15 protein-coding genes and 1 pseudogene are annotated in these 13,706 nt (G+C 58.3%); 12 read left to right on the top strand and 4 right to left on the bottom strand.

Annotated elements, in window-relative coordinates; all coding sequences use genetic code 11:
• Window positions 1–43 precede the first annotated feature (43 nt).
• From FJQ55_RS19185 to FJQ55_RS19155, 7 genes are all read left to right on the top strand, one after another.
• A complete protein-coding gene (locus tag FJQ55_RS19185) occupies window positions 44–2,077 on the top strand; it encodes a BTAD domain-containing putative transcriptional regulator (RefSeq protein WP_140830981.1) in 2,034 nt (677 codons plus the stop codon).
• A gap of 9 nt (window positions 2,078–2,086) precedes the next feature.
• Window positions 2,087–2,518: a hypothetical protein gene (locus FJQ55_RS19180; protein ID WP_140830980.1), complete on the top strand. Its 432-nt coding sequence runs from the start codon at window positions 2,087–2,089 to the stop codon at window positions 2,516–2,518.
• Between the two features lie 3 nt (window positions 2,519–2,521).
• Window positions 2,522–3,745 carry a YcaO-like family protein gene (locus tag FJQ55_RS19175; protein ID WP_425467559.1) on the top strand — a complete coding sequence of 408 codons (1,224 nt, stop codon included), beginning with the start codon at window positions 2,522–2,524 and terminating at the stop codon, window positions 3,743–3,745.
• The gene (locus tag FJQ55_RS19170) at window positions 3,745–4,455 is read left to right on the top strand and encodes a TfuA-like protein (protein ID WP_140830978.1); all 711 of its coding nucleotides are present in this window, start codon (window positions 3,745–3,747) and stop codon (window positions 4,453–4,455) included. The genes FJQ55_RS19175 and FJQ55_RS19170 overlap by 1 nt, the downstream gene beginning before the upstream one ends.
• On the top strand, window positions 4,452–5,663 hold the full coding sequence (locus FJQ55_RS19165; protein ID WP_140830976.1) for a hypothetical protein: 1,212 nt from the start codon (window positions 4,452–4,454) through the stop codon (window positions 5,661–5,663). Before FJQ55_RS19170 ends, FJQ55_RS19165 begins: the two co-directional genes overlap by 4 nt.
• A gap of 125 nt (window positions 5,664–5,788) precedes the next feature.
• Window positions 5,789–6,217, top strand: a complete 429-nt coding sequence (locus FJQ55_RS19160; protein ID WP_140830973.1) for a helix-turn-helix domain-containing protein — start codon at window positions 5,789–5,791, stop codon at window positions 6,215–6,217.
• Window positions 6,218–6,308: 91 nt separating this feature from the next.
• Window positions 6,309–6,527 (top strand): hypothetical protein, encoded by a 219-nt coding sequence (locus FJQ55_RS19155; protein ID WP_425467563.1) that lies wholly within the window; start codon window positions 6,309–6,311, stop codon window positions 6,525–6,527.
• Between the two features lie 418 nt (window positions 6,528–6,945).
• Here the strand turns inward: FJQ55_RS19155 and FJQ55_RS24015 are convergent, their stop codons facing one another.
• The 4 genes and pseudogenes from FJQ55_RS24015 to FJQ55_RS19140 all read right to left on the bottom strand — a co-directional run bounded on the left by FJQ55_RS24015 (window position 6,946) and on the right by FJQ55_RS19140 (window position 9,589).
• Window positions 6,946–7,377, bottom strand: a complete 432-nt coding sequence (locus FJQ55_RS24015) for an SH3 domain-containing protein (RefSeq protein ID WP_425467558.1) — start codon at window positions 7,375–7,377, stop codon at window positions 6,946–6,948.
• A gap of 227 nt (window positions 7,378–7,604) precedes the next feature.
• Window positions 7,605–8,090: a CC0125/CC1285 family lipoprotein gene (locus FJQ55_RS19150; RefSeq protein ID WP_140830970.1), complete on the bottom strand. Its 486-nt coding sequence runs from the start codon at window positions 8,088–8,090 to the stop codon at window positions 7,605–7,607.
• Between the two features lie 280 nt (window positions 8,091–8,370).
• Window positions 8,371–8,676, bottom strand: a pseudogene (locus tag FJQ55_RS19145) (enolase C-terminal domain-like protein); the annotation flags it as partial.
• A gap of 37 nt (window positions 8,677–8,713) precedes the next feature.
• Window positions 8,714–9,589, bottom strand: coding sequence for a LysR family transcriptional regulator (locus tag FJQ55_RS19140; protein ID WP_140831391.1), 876 nt, complete (start codon window positions 9,587–9,589; stop codon window positions 8,714–8,716).
• A 106-nt stretch (window positions 9,590–9,695) separates the two neighbouring features.
• On the opposite strand from FJQ55_RS19140, the gene FJQ55_RS19135 reads away from it, so the two are divergent.
• From FJQ55_RS19135 to FJQ55_RS19115, 5 genes are all read left to right on the top strand, one after another.
• Window positions 9,696–10,316, top strand: coding sequence for a glutathione S-transferase family protein (locus tag FJQ55_RS19135; protein ID WP_140830967.1), 621 nt, complete (start codon window positions 9,696–9,698; stop codon window positions 10,314–10,316).
• Window positions 10,317–10,365: 49 nt separating this feature from the next.
• The gene (locus FJQ55_RS19130; RefSeq protein WP_140830965.1) at window positions 10,366–11,136 is read left to right on the top strand and encodes an enoyl-CoA hydratase/isomerase family protein; all 771 of its coding nucleotides are present in this window, start codon (window positions 10,366–10,368) and stop codon (window positions 11,134–11,136) included.
• A gap of 72 nt (window positions 11,137–11,208) precedes the next feature.
• Window positions 11,209–11,889, top strand: coding sequence for a peroxiredoxin-like family protein (locus FJQ55_RS19125; RefSeq protein WP_140830963.1), 681 nt, complete (start codon window positions 11,209–11,211; stop codon window positions 11,887–11,889).
• 54 nt (window positions 11,890–11,943) lie between these two features.
• Window positions 11,944–12,657: an SDR family oxidoreductase gene (locus tag FJQ55_RS19120; protein WP_140830961.1), complete on the top strand. Its 714-nt coding sequence runs from the start codon at window positions 11,944–11,946 to the stop codon at window positions 12,655–12,657.
• A 733-nt stretch (window positions 12,658–13,390) separates the two neighbouring features.
• A complete protein-coding gene (locus FJQ55_RS19115; protein ID WP_342781725.1) occupies window positions 13,391–13,615 on the top strand; it encodes a hypothetical protein in 225 nt (74 codons plus the stop codon).
• The last annotated feature ends 91 nt before the right edge of the window (window positions 13,616–13,706 follow it).

Genomic DNA, 13,706 nt, shown 5'->3' with positions numbered 1-13,706 from the left:
GCCGCAAGCGATGTTACGTTGCAGTGGAATTGCGAATGCGATCATGCATTGCAGCTTTCTGCGTCACACCAACGTCAAATGGCAGCTAAGACGTCTTCCAATTTTCAACCTCTCATTGTTAGATGGGAGAAATGGGGACGACTCCGTGTTCGAAGACTCAAGCGAGACACAACTCCGGCTCTTTGGCATACCGCAACGCGGTAATGCGGATGATGAGCGTCTTCCGGCAAAAGGATTTATCCTCGTCACAGCGCTCGTCTTGGCGCCTCATCAGGTCCTGACCCGTCACGCCGCAGCGTCTCTGCTGTGGGAGAGTGGAGGTGACAAGCGCGTCTTCGGGAACCTGCGTCAATTGCTGCTGCGGCTGCAGAAGCTGTGTAGAGACGATGGCCGTTTCATCGACAGCGACGGACATTATCTGAGGGCCGGTACGCTGGCCAGGCGCTCCGATTTGTGGCGTTTCCTGGAGGGATTGAACGCCGAGGCGGTCACCGAACGTGTGCAAGCACTGCTGTCGGTCAGTGGCGAACTGCTCCAAGGACTGGACACTGGGCACGACCAGTTTCATCTCTGGCTTCTTTCTGAACGCCGGCGAATGAGAGATCTTTTCTTCCACACCTATGTGCATGTGCTCGAAGAACTCACCCGCTTCGGTCGCGCCCGTATCACGGATATCGCAAAACTGACCGAGGTCGCGCTGCGCCTTGATCCTTCACGAGAAGAGACCCACAGGGCTGCCATAGCAGCTTACGCACGCATCGGGGCGCTTGAAGAATGCGACCGGCTTTTCGAGGGACTTCAAATTCACCTCCGTATCGAAAGGCGAGCGCCGGACCAAGAGACGGTCGCACTCTTACGCAGAGTTCAGACTACGTGCCTGCAGATTGGTGACAGCAAAGTAGCACGTGATCTCGTGTCCGAGCCCCTGCAACGCAGCAAGCAGAGGGTTGCATTTCTCAGGCCCGTGCGTGTCGATGGCAACCCTGCCTCCGCTGTTTTCAACGCCTTCGTCGAAGATGTTGCAAACAGCCTCGTCCGTTACCGTACCTTCTCGGTCCTGGCCACTCACAGCACCTTTGCGATCAACGCTGGTGATCGCGATGAACGATTTGCCGCTCTGAGGGCAGACTTTTGTGTTGCGGCGCGTGTGCTCGACAATACGCGCCTCTCGGTCTCTCTCATCGCGGAAGGTGTGGGCGAAATCGTATGGTCCCTAGAGGTCGAGCTGCACCACGACCAGCTTCATGCGGCATTCCGTCTGCTGTCAAAACAGGTTGCCAGTGCACTTGCGCGAGAGATTGAACGTCTTCAGATCGAGCCCGGACGACATCTGGATGATCACGCTTACAGGGCCCTTCTGGAAGGACAGCAACTTTTAAGCGGCAAATGCGATCTGCCGCTCGTTCGACGCGCGCGTTCCATGTTCCGCAAGGCGATCGGTCTCGATTACGGTCTGGCCGTGGCCAGGGCCCGGATAGCCCAGACTTTGCACCTGGAATGGTTGATGCTCGGGGGGAACGATCCTCACCTGCTCCATCGGGCAAAGGCAGAGGCCGAGGCAGCCATCGACAGCGATCCCGCCCTTGCTGCGGGTCACTGGATGACTGCGGTGGTTGCCCTCTACCAGCGCGATTTCGATCGATCTGCGCAAACGTTTTTTGAGGCAGAGGCGCTGGCGCCTCACTCGGCGGACCTTTTACTCCAACATGCCGATGCACTGGCGCATTTCGGGGATCGCGAGACGGCGTGGCTGAAGTTCCAGCATGCGATCGATCTTAACCCCCTGGCGCCGGATATCTATTGGTGGGCAGGCGCCAGTATCGCCTTCGATCGTCAGGACTATTCAGGCGCGGTCGAGCTCTGCGGCCACATGAAGGACGATGAGCCGGCACTGCGCGTCCTGACCGCGAGCCACGCACTCAACGGCGATCTGGAAAGCGCACGGCTTTGCGCCTGGCGCTTGCAGGAGAATTATCCTGGCATGAGTGCCAGAGAGATTGCAGCCCTGTCGCCGGATCGCGATCCCGCGGCAAACGAAAATTTTTACGAAGCACTGCGCTTGGCAGGGATCAGGTAGGGGACAGCCATGACGAATTCAGCATTCTACATTATTGGAAAACGAGGTTCCGGCGTGTTGTTTGTCAGAACAACACCGCTACGGGTCGCAAGCGTTTCGCACAAGGCGATCACGGCCTATGAGGCGGAACATCCGGGCGTTGATGGTTATGCGCGTGTTGCTGCTGCGGCAAAATCGATGCTGCTCAGTCAGGACGGTCAACCCGATAGCGAGCTCGATGAGGTTCAGATCCAGGGCATCGAGGCGCTGATTGCCGGGCGCGCGGTCGTTTCCGAAGCGGACTTTGCCTTCGTCGGGGAGGTCACCGATGCCGGATGGGACTTCAATCGCAAGTCCCAGTCACCGCTTGAGGGTGCCCTGCAGGCTGTCGGTCCCTCCGGAGCCTCAGCCGGTGAACTGTTCGAAGCAATCCTGTTCGATACGCCGAACACAGCGCCCTGACCGATGAAACGTATGGTGGCGGAGTGCCCGTCGCGATCCGTAGCGGGCTTGGAAGGTCTGCGCGACCCGCAAACTACGTGTGATCTTGAACTCCTCAGGCGGTTCGGGATCACGCGGGTGGGCGACATCACTGATCTCGATTGTCTCGGCATACCGGTCTGGTTTGCTGTTCGGCCAAATTCCCGCGGGCTCTCGGTGTCGCAGGGCAAGGGGGTTACGGTTGATCAGGCTCGGAATTCAGCGATCATGGAGGCAATCGAAGGTGCGGTTGCCGAAGATACCCAAAGACACGTCTGCGCGTTCGGGTCGGTCGAGCAGATGCTTGCGCTCGGCCACCGCCTCGTCCCGTTTGCCTCTGTCGGTCGCACTGACATTGGCGCTCTTGATCCGGGCCGAGAACGGGCTTGGGTGAGGGGTGTTTCTATTCGGACAAACACAGATGTTTTCGCACCTTTCGAACTGATCGGCATGGATTTTCGCGCTGACATGCCTTGGGATCGGAGCACGTTTCATATGAGCTCGGAGGGTCTGGCTGCGGGTGTCGATCGTGACCGGGTCGTTCTTCATGCGCTGCTCGAGCTTGTCGAGAACGATGCCTGTTATCTGATTGATACCTTCGAGACACGGACAGTCGTACCACGGCCTGTTTTGCTCAAACATGGTGTGCACCCATCACTGGACGCGCTGGTGGAGCATCTTCTTGATCGGAAAATTGTGGTCGAGTTCCAGGATCTGACGACCGACCTCGGTGTCCCGGTGGTGATGGCAAGCCTTGATCGTCCAGTCATGACACCGGATGGTCCGACAATGCGCAGATCAGCTGGAGTGGCATGTCGTCTGGCGACCTATGACGCAGCACTCGCCGCCCTGCTTGAGGCCGTTCAGTCGCGATTGACTGACATCAGTGGTGCCCGGGATGATCTTTCGCCGCATCGCTTCCTGCGAGACAACGCGGCTTTTGCAATACGGCGAACGGGTCGTGAGGCCGAGCTCAAAGCCTTTAGTCTCGATCTGCTCGCCGATGGCTGTCAACCGAATTGGGTGCTGCTTGCGGACCATCTGTTTGAGGCTGGAGTTGCGGACCTATATGTCTTTTCGCTGGAGACCGGCGTCAAGGGCCTTCATGTTGTACGGGTGCTTGCTAGTGGCCTTAAGGCGGTACGTGGTGGGATCCAGCAGATGACGCCACAAATGCTGGAGCGGCTGGTGGCCGGTCGCCTGTCGTGATGAGGCCAGTCGTTTTCGCTGGCCCATCGATTTTCGGCTTGGACCTGTCGGGACTTGATCTCGACGTTCGGCCGCCCGCGAGTTCGGGCGATCTTATTGCAGCTGTGCATCACGGCGCCACGGCCATTGGGCTCATTGATGGCCTTTACGGTGATTGTGCCTCGGTCTGGCACAAGGAAATACTCTATGCTTTGTCAAAAGGGGTGAGCGTCTGGGGTGGCGCCAGCATGGGTGCATTGAGAGCGGCGGAATGTGTCAGCTTTGGAATGATCGGTGTGGGACGCATATTCGAAGCATATCGCGATGGAGAGCGGTTTTCCGATGCGGATGTCGCCGTGACACATGGACCCGCCGAACTAGACTACCGTCCCTTGTCGATCGCGCTGGTCGATGCACAAGCGACCCTTGCCTCTCTCTCAAACATCTTTCATGCCGACGAGATTGCAGCTCTTCAGGATGCCGCTAGACGTTTTCACTTCAGCCAAAGGATGTGGCGGTCCGTCGTGTCATCGGCAGGGCTCGGCGCCGACCATCTGCACGTCCTGAAGTCGAATGTCGTTTCTGTCAAAAGACAGGATGCAGAACAGCTGCTCAATGTCTTGGCCACCGGCGAACTGACACCTCAGGCGCCGAGCGCCTGGAATTTCCAGAATACAGTATTCTTTCAGGCGCTTATGAAACGATCGCCATCGCTGGACGAAAACCGTTGAGTTCCGCCTGCGAACGGACACTGATGGCCGATTGCGGTGGTCTGATCACGGACCTGGGCCTTGCCCTTCCAACAGTGTTCCTCGCGGGGACTGGTATTGGCGCAGTTGGTGAAGGGGCGAGGTTGATCGCCCCAATCTCAAATCTTCTGTCATCCTTGCCCGCGGAGTTGCACGTCCACATCTTCGTCGATCGCATGGCATTCGAGGGTGCGAGGCAGTGGCTGGATGGACTGAACTCGATCTGTCAGACCAACCTGGTGCCTGTGGGGTCGGACGTCAGTGTGATCAGGAGCCCGTGGATCCAAGACCGTATCCATATTCGGACAGAACGAGCGCAAGGCCGGGAACGGACCGAAGTACTTGCCCGCCCGAACGATGTTCTGGCCTCGGCGATTGCATCACATCTCGCAATGGGTCGCGCGTCCGAGGGTATCTTCGTGCCGGGCGGAAACCAGCTCGTCGGCCAGGGTTTCCGCCTCGTCGGGTACTCTCAAACGGTTCCACCTGGCTTTAGGCGAGACCGCTCGCTCGACGCTTGGGGCCTGTGGCGGGCTATTTCGAAGATGGACGGCCGCGATACTAGCCTGTTCGGTTATCGTATCGCGGACTTGGGACAGGGGCGCGAATGTGAGGAAGGCGGCACTCGGGGAGTGCGTGCGCAGTCTCATCTTCAGCCGAATTTTTCGAAGCGGCACAACCGTCATGAGGATCGCATTCATCAGTGCGGATTCCACGTCGACCAATATGTTTCCGCCACAGGCCTGTTTGTCGATGATCGTCCGCTGCTTCTGGTCGCGGATCCGATCTCGTTCGACCCCGACGGCGAGAGGGCCTGTCAAATGCTGAAAAGGCAGCTGCATGCCTCGGTACTTTTGCTTGAGGAACAGGGCTTCGCTGTTCAAAGAAACCCAGTGCCCTTGGCAGTCGTGGCGGATACGGGCAAGCGTCTCCCGCGTCTCTACAACAATGTGCTCCTCGAAAATGCACTGCGTCCCCAACGCAATCGTCCTCAGGTCTGGGTGCCGCAGTTTGGCGATAGGGAGCCACTGGAGGAATTTGATAGCCGCAACCTCGCCATATGGCGGCGGCTCGGATTTGATCCGATACCGGTTCCGGGATGGAGTTGCCTTGCCAGCCGCAATGGTGCGATCCGCTGTGTTACGAGAGTCCTTCGTCGTGATGAGCCGTTGCAGCAGGAAGCAAGCTGAACCAATGCTGAGCTTGGTTGATCTTCTTCAACTCTCCAAAATTGTATTGCAGGTGTGTTCTGCTCAAGTGTACCGTAAGGGTGAGCAATCCTTTTGCGTGTGCCCCACTATCTGGAGATTTTCTTATGCAGCCGAAAACGCCAAGCCCAATAGACATGCATGTCGGCTCCCAGATTCGCCTACATCGGAAAATGATTGGCATGAGCCAGACCGCGTTGGCTGAAAGGCTTGGGATAACGTTTCAGCAGGTCCAGAAATATGAAAAGGGCACCAACCGCGTTGGAGCCTCCCGTATTCAGGGAATCGCTTCGATCCTCGGGATCAAGGTGAATGCGCTGTTCCCGAACAGCTTGCTCGGCCCTGACCAGGAGGCTTCAGGAGGCAGCGAGGGTCGTGAGTTGGAAGCTTTTGCAGCGTCAACCGAAGGATTCGCGCTGAACCAAGCTTTCACAAAGATAAAGAGCGCAAATGTAAGAAGGCGTATTGTTGCACTCGTTTGTGCGCTTGCAACGGCGGGAGAAACCCAAACTGACGACACGCCCACTCTGGTTTAACGCAGCTGTGACGTTCGTGTAACGGCGGGTCTGGTCAGGTAGATGGATGCCAGAGAATTGGCACGGCGAACTGATCAAACCGGGGGCGGTCATGGCAATGGTTGAAACGGCGGAATTTCCGCAAACTGAATCCGATTCCGACGAGGTTCTCGCACTGGGTCGGATGGTATCATTTGTGTGCCAACGCGCGAAGCAATTGAACCTGGGTATGTCGACATACCTCCTGGAAATGGCCTTGACATCGCTTGTTCAGGATATTGGAAATCGCGAATTGCCGAAATCTATGGCTGCAGAACATTCCGTCCAGTGATCCGGGAGTGTCAGAAGATTAAGCAATAGCATCGGCGCAAAACATCGCCAAAAAGCGCTCCGAGACCGGTGTGCATGCCTGCATCTTGCACCTTCGATATCCTGAAAATCGGCTCTATATGTGAAACGGTTGCACTTCATACTCTGGTCCCCTCAATAGGCCAGAGCTTACTTCAAAATGGATTAGTTCAGCGGGGCAAGGTCAAAGACTACAACCTCTATGCACATTGGCGGATCCCTGTGGGCCGGGTCCGCTGCGGGGCAGCGACAGCGAGCCGGCATGACCAGCGGGCGACGAAAACGGTGCGGGCTTGCCAGCAAAATCAACTCCGGACAAGTGATCGGTCTCGACCCTTGGCAAAATAGAACGAAACTTTCGCCAGTAGGCGCAAGTCGTCACTGCTGGCGAAACGCCCCAATCATATCTCTGGACACATCGTCGGCAAAGCAGATGGGCGCATAGCCGCCAGGCTTGGAATATGCACTTCGCTTTCCGCATCTCCGGCCTCCACGATCCCGGCTATAGGGGCATGGGCGGAGCCGGGATAGTTTGCGATTGATTGAGCGATGATCCGCTGAACGATGGTCGCGTCAGAAGTCGCAGGCGCGGAAGGAGGCTGCTTCTGTGGCGGTAACTGGGCCTGTCGAGGTACCTCTTGTTCTGGCGGGCTATTAGACAGAAAGCGTGTCGCAATCCATCCCATTCGTTGCGTCAGGTGATCGAGGACCTCAGTCCAGTCGGTACTTGTGCCCACAGGCGTCACCTCACGTCCCTTGTCAAAGCGATCGATGATCTGCTGTTCGATGCTCGGACCAGCGCGAAAGGCGACTCCATTGCCAGTCACATACATTGGTTCCGCACGTGCGGCCGCAGTCCCGGGCCGGTTTGTGACAGCAGAGGGCTCTGGGGCGACCGGCTTTGGGGGGTGCTCAGCAGAAACAGCTGCGGGCTGTGGGGCAGAAAATGGAGGCGAGGACTTGTTGTCCTCCCGCCCTAACAGGACGAGCACAACGAGCAACACACCAACCCAAGCCGCGATCTTCCGCACCGGATCACCATCAGCCGCGCTGCGGCCCGTTATTTCTTGGGCCTGATTACCCTCGGGCTGATGTTGTTATAGACCTGTTGCGCATCGAACGCTCCGGATGGTGATGCGGTGCCGACGGGAAGTTTCAAGACTTGCACGATCAGGTCTTGCCCGGGTTTGACAATGTCGTAGGTCACGCCAGGGTTATATGTGGTGAAGGCCGTATTACCGTAGACGTTGGTCTGGAAGGTACCGGGTGTCGAGCCGATAGATCGATTTGTTGCGTCGTTTGCGGTGACGACAAGGAAGTGTGTTCCCCCGGACGCTAAAGTCACCTCGGCAGCTTTCAACAGGCTATAGTCCTGGATGGTGGTAGGGTCGGTAAACCCGTTTCCTCGCGAGGAGATGCGATACGTATCGTTCGTTATTGGAGCGGCGGTAACCCCACCGGTGGCGCCCATCTCCTGATATTGCGTCTGGCAGCCGGTGAGTATAGCGGCTGCAGCTACGGCTAAGGCCAAGAGCTTTAAAGTCATTGAAATCCCCCTTGTTTCACCTCACAGAAAGAGAAGTTCTCCTTCAAGTCAACCAGAGGCTGCGACTTATTTTGACGCCGGGGGGAGCCCTGGCCGACCGGCTGTAGCCTCCAACCTCAAAATCGAAGCGCATGTATGCCCCTCAGCCAACACGCGACTGCCCGCAAACTGTGCCAGACCGTTTGCTGTCACTGCTGACCGCTTCTTGCGAGCAAGGAAATGGGGATCCCTGGACACAGAAGATCCTCTTCAAGGCGCCGGGATACTCGGCAAGACGGTGTCACCACTCTGCGAAACTGCCGTCGGCATGCCGCCAGATCGTGTTGCGCCAGCGATGGCCCTCCTTGGCGCGCTCAATCACATGGGCCTCATCGATCTCTATTCCGAGGCCAAGTCCCCGTGGGATGGCGGCATAGCCCTCGAGATATTGGAAGACGTCCCTGTTGACGATGTAGTCCAGAACATCATTGGACTGGTTGTAGTGGATGCCGAGTGTCTGCTCTTGAATGAAGGCATTGTAGCTGATCGCATCGACCTGCAGGCAAGCGGCAAGTGCGATCGGACCGAGCGGGGAGTGAGGCGCCAGCGTTCAATTTCTTGCGTTCGATCACAGACCGGGCATTTCACGCAAGCACCTGCTCAACGAATTCCGCAAACGCCCGCGCCTTGGCGCTAGCCAGCCGCCCGGTCGGGAACACGGCCCAAAGATCGATGGGCGGCAGCTCCCAATCTTCGAGAATGCGGATAACCTCGCCGCTTTGAAGCTCCGGCCAAAACATCCAATCGGAGGTGACGGCGAGCCCCATGTCAGCTTTTACCGCCGCGCGTATTCCCTCCGCAGCGCTGAACTGCACGCGGCCTGAGACGGCGACCGACGCTTCGGTGCCGTTCCGGCAGAAGGTCCAGCTTCTGCCAAGCTGGGTGTAGACGACTGCATCATGCGCGGCGAGATCGGCGGGCACGTTCGGAACGCCGTGCTTTTCCAGATAGGCGTGCGTCGCGACGACCGAACGCCGACCGGTAGCAAGGCGGCGTGCGACGGCGGAGGAGTCCGTAAGCTCACCCATTCGCAGGCCGATATCGATCCCTTCGGAGACGAGATCGATCACCCGGTCGTCTAGGACGATATCGACGTCCAGGTCTGGATGTCGTTCCATAAACTCCGGCAGGTACGGAATGACCATCAGCCGCGCAAAGGTAGTTGCTGCGCAGACGCGAAGTCGTCCCGACAATCCTGATCCTGCACCCTTTGCCTCAAGCTCGGCCTCGTCCGCTTCATGTATCGCGGCTTTGGCCCTTTCGTAAAAGCGCATCCCTGCATCCGTGGGCGTCAAGCCATGTGTCGAGCGGATAAGAAGGCGTACCTGAAGACGATCTTCCAGTTGCGCGATCGTCTTCGAGATCGCCGGCTGGCCAACCCCGATCTGCCGGGCCGCCTGCGAGAAGGACCCCGTTTCCACCACCCGCACGAATGACGCCATCGCCTGCAGTCTGTCCATTGCATATTCCTCTTCGGAATAAGCATTATCGCCACAAGGCGTCTGCAGCAAGTGACGAGGAATGGTCATAACGCTCTCCAACGAACACGATCGGATGGAGACGAAGATGATCGACGTTTACGCCTTTGCCACCCCCAACAGCGTCAAGGTGCCAATCGCGCTGGAGGAACTGGGCCTCGCTTATGACCTGAAGCCGGTCAATGTCCGCAAGGGTGAGCAGAAGGATGCGGCTTTCGTGGCGCTCAACGTCAACGCCAAGGTGCCGGTGCTTGTCGATGACGCCCTGGTGCTTACGGAAAGCGCCGCCATCCTGGTTTACCTGGCCGAGAAGACGGGCAAGCTTCTTCCGAGTGATGGCGAAGGCCGCGCCCGCGTCTTCGAGCAGCTCTTCTTTCACGCCTCTGCCCTGAGCCCGGCTTTTGGCAATGCCGGCTTCTTCAAGCGCTCCTCGCCCGAGCCGCAGCCGATCGCCGAAGCCCGTTTCTCGGGCGAGGCCGACCGTATCCTCGGTCTTCTCGAAGACAAACTCGCCAACCAGGCCTTCATGGCCGGCGACGACTTCACCATTGCCGACATTGCGCATTTCGGCTGGCTCTGGCGTCGGCAGTTTCCCGCCGTGACGCTCGACGAGCGCTCCAATCTTTCCCGCTGGTACGAGACCGTGGCTGCGCGCCCGGCCGTAGAGCGCGCCATTGCCCGCATCGAAGCCCTCGTGCCGGCTGCCTGATTTTCCCCTCAAATCACTCAAAATGCGTCAAACCCATAGGAGGACCCTCATGTCCCGTTTCGACACTTACAAGAACAGCTTCCCGAATGCCCGCCTGACCCGCTCGCCAAACGGCGTCCTCGAAGTCGCGCTCCACACCAATGGCGGCAAGCTTCAGTTCAACGGCCATACCCATGAACAGTTCGTCGAGCTCTTCCACCAGATTGGTTCCGATTCCGAGAATCGCGTCGTGATCCTCACCGGCTCCGGCGATGCCTTCATGGATGCAATCAGCCCCGAGGGCTTCGATTTCTTCTCGCCGCGCGGCTATGACAAGATCCTGCGCGAGGGCAAGAAGGTGCTCATGAATATCCTCGACATCGAGGTTCCGATAATCACCGCGCTGAACGGTCCGGTGCTGCTGCACTCGGAATATGCGCTGCTGACCGACATCATTCTGGCCACGCCGGAAACCGTCTTCCAGGACAAGCCGCATTTCGACTTCGGCATCGTGCCGGGCGATGGTGTCAACCTGCTCTGGCCGGAAGTGATCGGCTCGATCCGCGGCCGCCACTTTATCCTGACTCGCCAGGTGTTGGATGCTCAGACGGCAAAAGAGTGGGGCGTGGTCAACGAGATTGTGCCGGCCGATCGGCTGCTTGCCCGCGCCCATGAGATCGCCGAGGGCATTGCCGCTCTTCCGCCGCTGACCAGCCGCTACACCCGCATCGCGCTGACGCAGAAGCTGCGCCGGATCATCGACGAGGGTGCTGGCTATGGCCTGGCGCTTGAAGGCATCAGCGCGGCCGAAGTCGCCCGATCCATGGCCGCCAAAGGCTGAACCGTCCCCTACCCAATCACCGCGCTTCCGGCTTCACCCTGAAGTGCCTTCACCTCTTGAAGGAACAAGATCATGACACTCCAATCCAAGCTCGATGCGTTCAAGGCCGATTTTGAAGCCGGCAAGCCGCCGTACAACGTCCCATACAGGGTAATCGAGACCATGCACCGCGCGACTGCCGAGCTGATTGCCTCGGGCGCGGCAGCTCGCGCCCGGAAAGCGGGCGAGGTGCTGCCGGCCTTCAGTCTCTCCGATCAAGAGGGCAACAAGGTCTCCTCCACCGATCTTCTGGCGCGCGGACCGCTCGTCATCAGCTTCTATCGCGGTGTGTGGTGCCCCTATTGCAACATGGAGCTCCAGGCTCTCGAGGAGGCGCTGCCGGAATTCGAGGAACTGGGCGCAAATCTCGTTGCGATCTCGCCGCAAAACCAAGTTAACAGCCGCAAGTCGGTCGCGAAGAACAACCTGACCTTCCCGATCCTGTCGGACCCGCATAACGACGTGGCAGCCGCCTTCGGGCTGCGATTCGCGATGCCGGACTATCTGGTCGAGCTCTACAAATCGCTGAAGAACGATCTCCCCGCCTTCAACGGCGATGCGAGCTGGACCCTGCCCATGCCTGCCCGCTACGTCGTCGGACAGGATGGCGTCATTCTCTATGCGGAGGTGAACCCCGATTACACCCGCCGCCCGGAACCCGACGACATGCTGCCGGCCCTTCGCCTGTCCGCAAGCCGCCGCGTCGTCGCGTGATCCCCATCTATTGAAAGGCCCTGCTTCGATGAGGCAGGGCCAGAGGGAGACTCCATGAAGAGAACATTCCTGATCACTGGAGCCAGCAAGGGTATCGGCCTGGCACTTGCTCAACGGCTCGCCGCTCGCGGCCATAAGGTCATAGGCATTGCCCGCAATCCGGTAGAGAGCTTTCCCGGTACGCTTCATCCGCTCGATCTCGCCGACCGCACGGCCAACGAGGAACTGGTGAAGATCGTCCGGGACGGCAACGTCGATGGCGTGATCAACAATGTCGGCCTTGTGAGAGCCGCACCGCTTGGCAATATCGCCGTTGGAACGCTTGAGGAGGTGATGCGCGTCAATCTCCTTCCTGCACTGGTCGCCGTTCAGGCAGCACTACCCGCCATGCGGGCGCGTGGCTGGGGTCGCGTGGTCAATATTTCCAGCCTGACGGTCCTTGGAAGCGTCGAGCGGACGAGCTACGCCGCCGCCAAGGCCGCCCTTGTCAGCTTCACGCGAAGCTGGGCGCTCGAGCTTGCTCCGACCGGGATTACGGTCAACGCCGTATCGCCGGGTCCGACGGAGACGGAGCTATTTCGCGCCAACAATCCCGCCGGGAGCAAAGGTGAGGCGCGCTACCTCTCAGGCATTCCAATGGGCCGGTTCGGGAAGCCTGAAGAACTGGCAGCGGCAATAGACTTCCTCCTGTCCGATGACGCAGCTTTCATCACGGGGCAGACGCTCCAAGTCGATGGCGGGGCATCAATCGGTAAGGCGTCGCTATAGAGGAACAGTACGCCCGTCGCGGATGCAAAGATGTTCTCATGCGCTGTGACGGCGAGCCATCGCGGGCTGGTCTAGATATCGACCTCTATACCTGTGGAAGGCGAGCCCGTAGAGGTTGGCTGCAACCGCCTCATGCGGCGTTGTTTCGTAGCTCCAACCGCCGTTGGGCCGCTGGCTCCGATTGGGAGTTGGAAATATCCGATTGGGAATCGGAAGTAAGAGGCTCGCTGAGCAGAAGGGCAGTCAGATGCTGGTGGAGGTAAAAGCTGACGCATGTCACGTCGCAATCTGCCCGCTCCGCAGCGGAAATCATATCCGCTATGCGCCCCTACTACAGTCATTCCGAGTAGAGGCTCAATCTCCCACAAGCTGCCAGTCCGCTCGCGGCCTCGTTCCGAGAGTTGTTTCCGCATTTCCGCTTTTGAGTGGACGTAGTACGGAGGCAGCGGCTCGAGTTTACTGTCCGCTTCACAAAGCTCAAGTTTCTTTAGATGGTAATCGGTATTTTCATCGCACATTGACCGAGTCGGGACGGGACTGCCCGTTCTGGGAAAGCTCTGCGAACATAGGCGCTTCTAGTTCCTTTTTGGCTCTGGATTAGAAGGTCCGAACTACAAGTGTGCACTCCAGCCGTTGTGAACCGTAAAGACCTGCGGCTCATTTGGTAGGTCGATCATTCTTGTCGACTAGGAAACTTTCTCGTTTTAGTTTCCTAGTCAACAAGGAGCTATTCATGACATCAGTCCCGAAATTGACCGATCACACCGGTTACTGGATGCGAATGGTATCAAACGCCGTGTCGCAGGAGTTTTCCCGCAAGGTATCCGGTGAAGATGTCATTGTAGCGGAATGGTCATTCATGCGTTCGCTCTACGACTTAGAACCAACGCCTCCATCAGTTTTGGCGGAAAGCATGGCCATTGACCTGCCACTGCGAATTTTCTCCAGAATTGATTAGAGTCCGGCCCATCATGCTCTGAGACCAAGCTTTGGACCGCCGGTGATTAGAGTTTTCCGGCTCTGATCACGATGGCTGGCTGGTTGCGCCA

Origin of the sequence: Rhizobium glycinendophyticum, assembly GCF_006443685.1 — a bacterium.
In the GTDB taxonomy this organism is placed as follows: Bacteria; Pseudomonadota; Alphaproteobacteria; order Rhizobiales; family Rhizobiaceae; genus Allorhizobium; species Allorhizobium glycinendophyticum.
Note: the sequence above shows the minus strand (reverse complement) of the source record. Positions and strands in the feature narration are given on the sequence as shown.

Bases quoted from the DNA above. Each gene is read 5' to 3' on its own strand.
- FJQ55_RS19185 (WP_140830981.1), top strand. From the start codon at position 44: ATGCATTGCAGCTTTCTGCGTCACACCAACGTCAAATGGCAGCTAAGA.
- FJQ55_RS19180 (WP_140830980.1), top strand. From the start codon at position 2,087: ATGACGAATTCAGCATTCTACATTATTGGAAAACGAGGTTCCGGCGTG.
- FJQ55_RS19175 (WP_425467559.1), top strand. From the start codon at position 2,522: ATGAAACGTATGGTGGCGGAGTGCCCGTCGCGATCCGTAGCGGGCTTG.
- FJQ55_RS19170 (WP_140830978.1), top strand. From the start codon at position 3,745: ATGAGGCCAGTCGTTTTCGCTGGCCCATCGATTTTCGGCTTGGACCTG.
- FJQ55_RS19160 (WP_140830973.1), top strand. From the start codon at position 5,789: ATGCAGCCGAAAACGCCAAGCCCAATAGACATGCATGTCGGCTCCCAG.
- FJQ55_RS19155 (WP_425467563.1), top strand. From the start codon at position 6,309: ATGGCAATGGTTGAAACGGCGGAATTTCCGCAAACTGAATCCGATTCC.
- FJQ55_RS24015 (WP_425467558.1), bottom strand. From the start codon at position 7,377: ATGTATGTGACTGGCAATGGAGTCGCCTTTCGCGCTGGTCCGAGCATC.
- FJQ55_RS19150 (WP_140830970.1), bottom strand. From the start codon at position 8,090: ATGACTTTAAAGCTCTTGGCCTTAGCCGTAGCTGCAGCCGCTATACTC.
- FJQ55_RS19140 (WP_140831391.1), bottom strand. From the start codon at position 9,589: ATGGACAGACTGCAGGCGATGGCGTCATTCGTGCGGGTGGTGGAAACG.
- FJQ55_RS19135 (WP_140830967.1), top strand. From the start codon at position 9,696: ATGATCGACGTTTACGCCTTTGCCACCCCCAACAGCGTCAAGGTGCCA.
- FJQ55_RS19130 (WP_140830965.1), top strand. From the start codon at position 10,366: ATGTCCCGTTTCGACACTTACAAGAACAGCTTCCCGAATGCCCGCCTG.
- FJQ55_RS19125 (WP_140830963.1), top strand. From the start codon at position 11,209: ATGACACTCCAATCCAAGCTCGATGCGTTCAAGGCCGATTTTGAAGCC.
- FJQ55_RS19120 (WP_140830961.1), top strand. From the start codon at position 11,944: ATGAAGAGAACATTCCTGATCACTGGAGCCAGCAAGGGTATCGGCCTG.
- FJQ55_RS19115 (WP_342781725.1), top strand. From the start codon at position 13,391: ATGACATCAGTCCCGAAATTGACCGATCACACCGGTTACTGGATGCGA.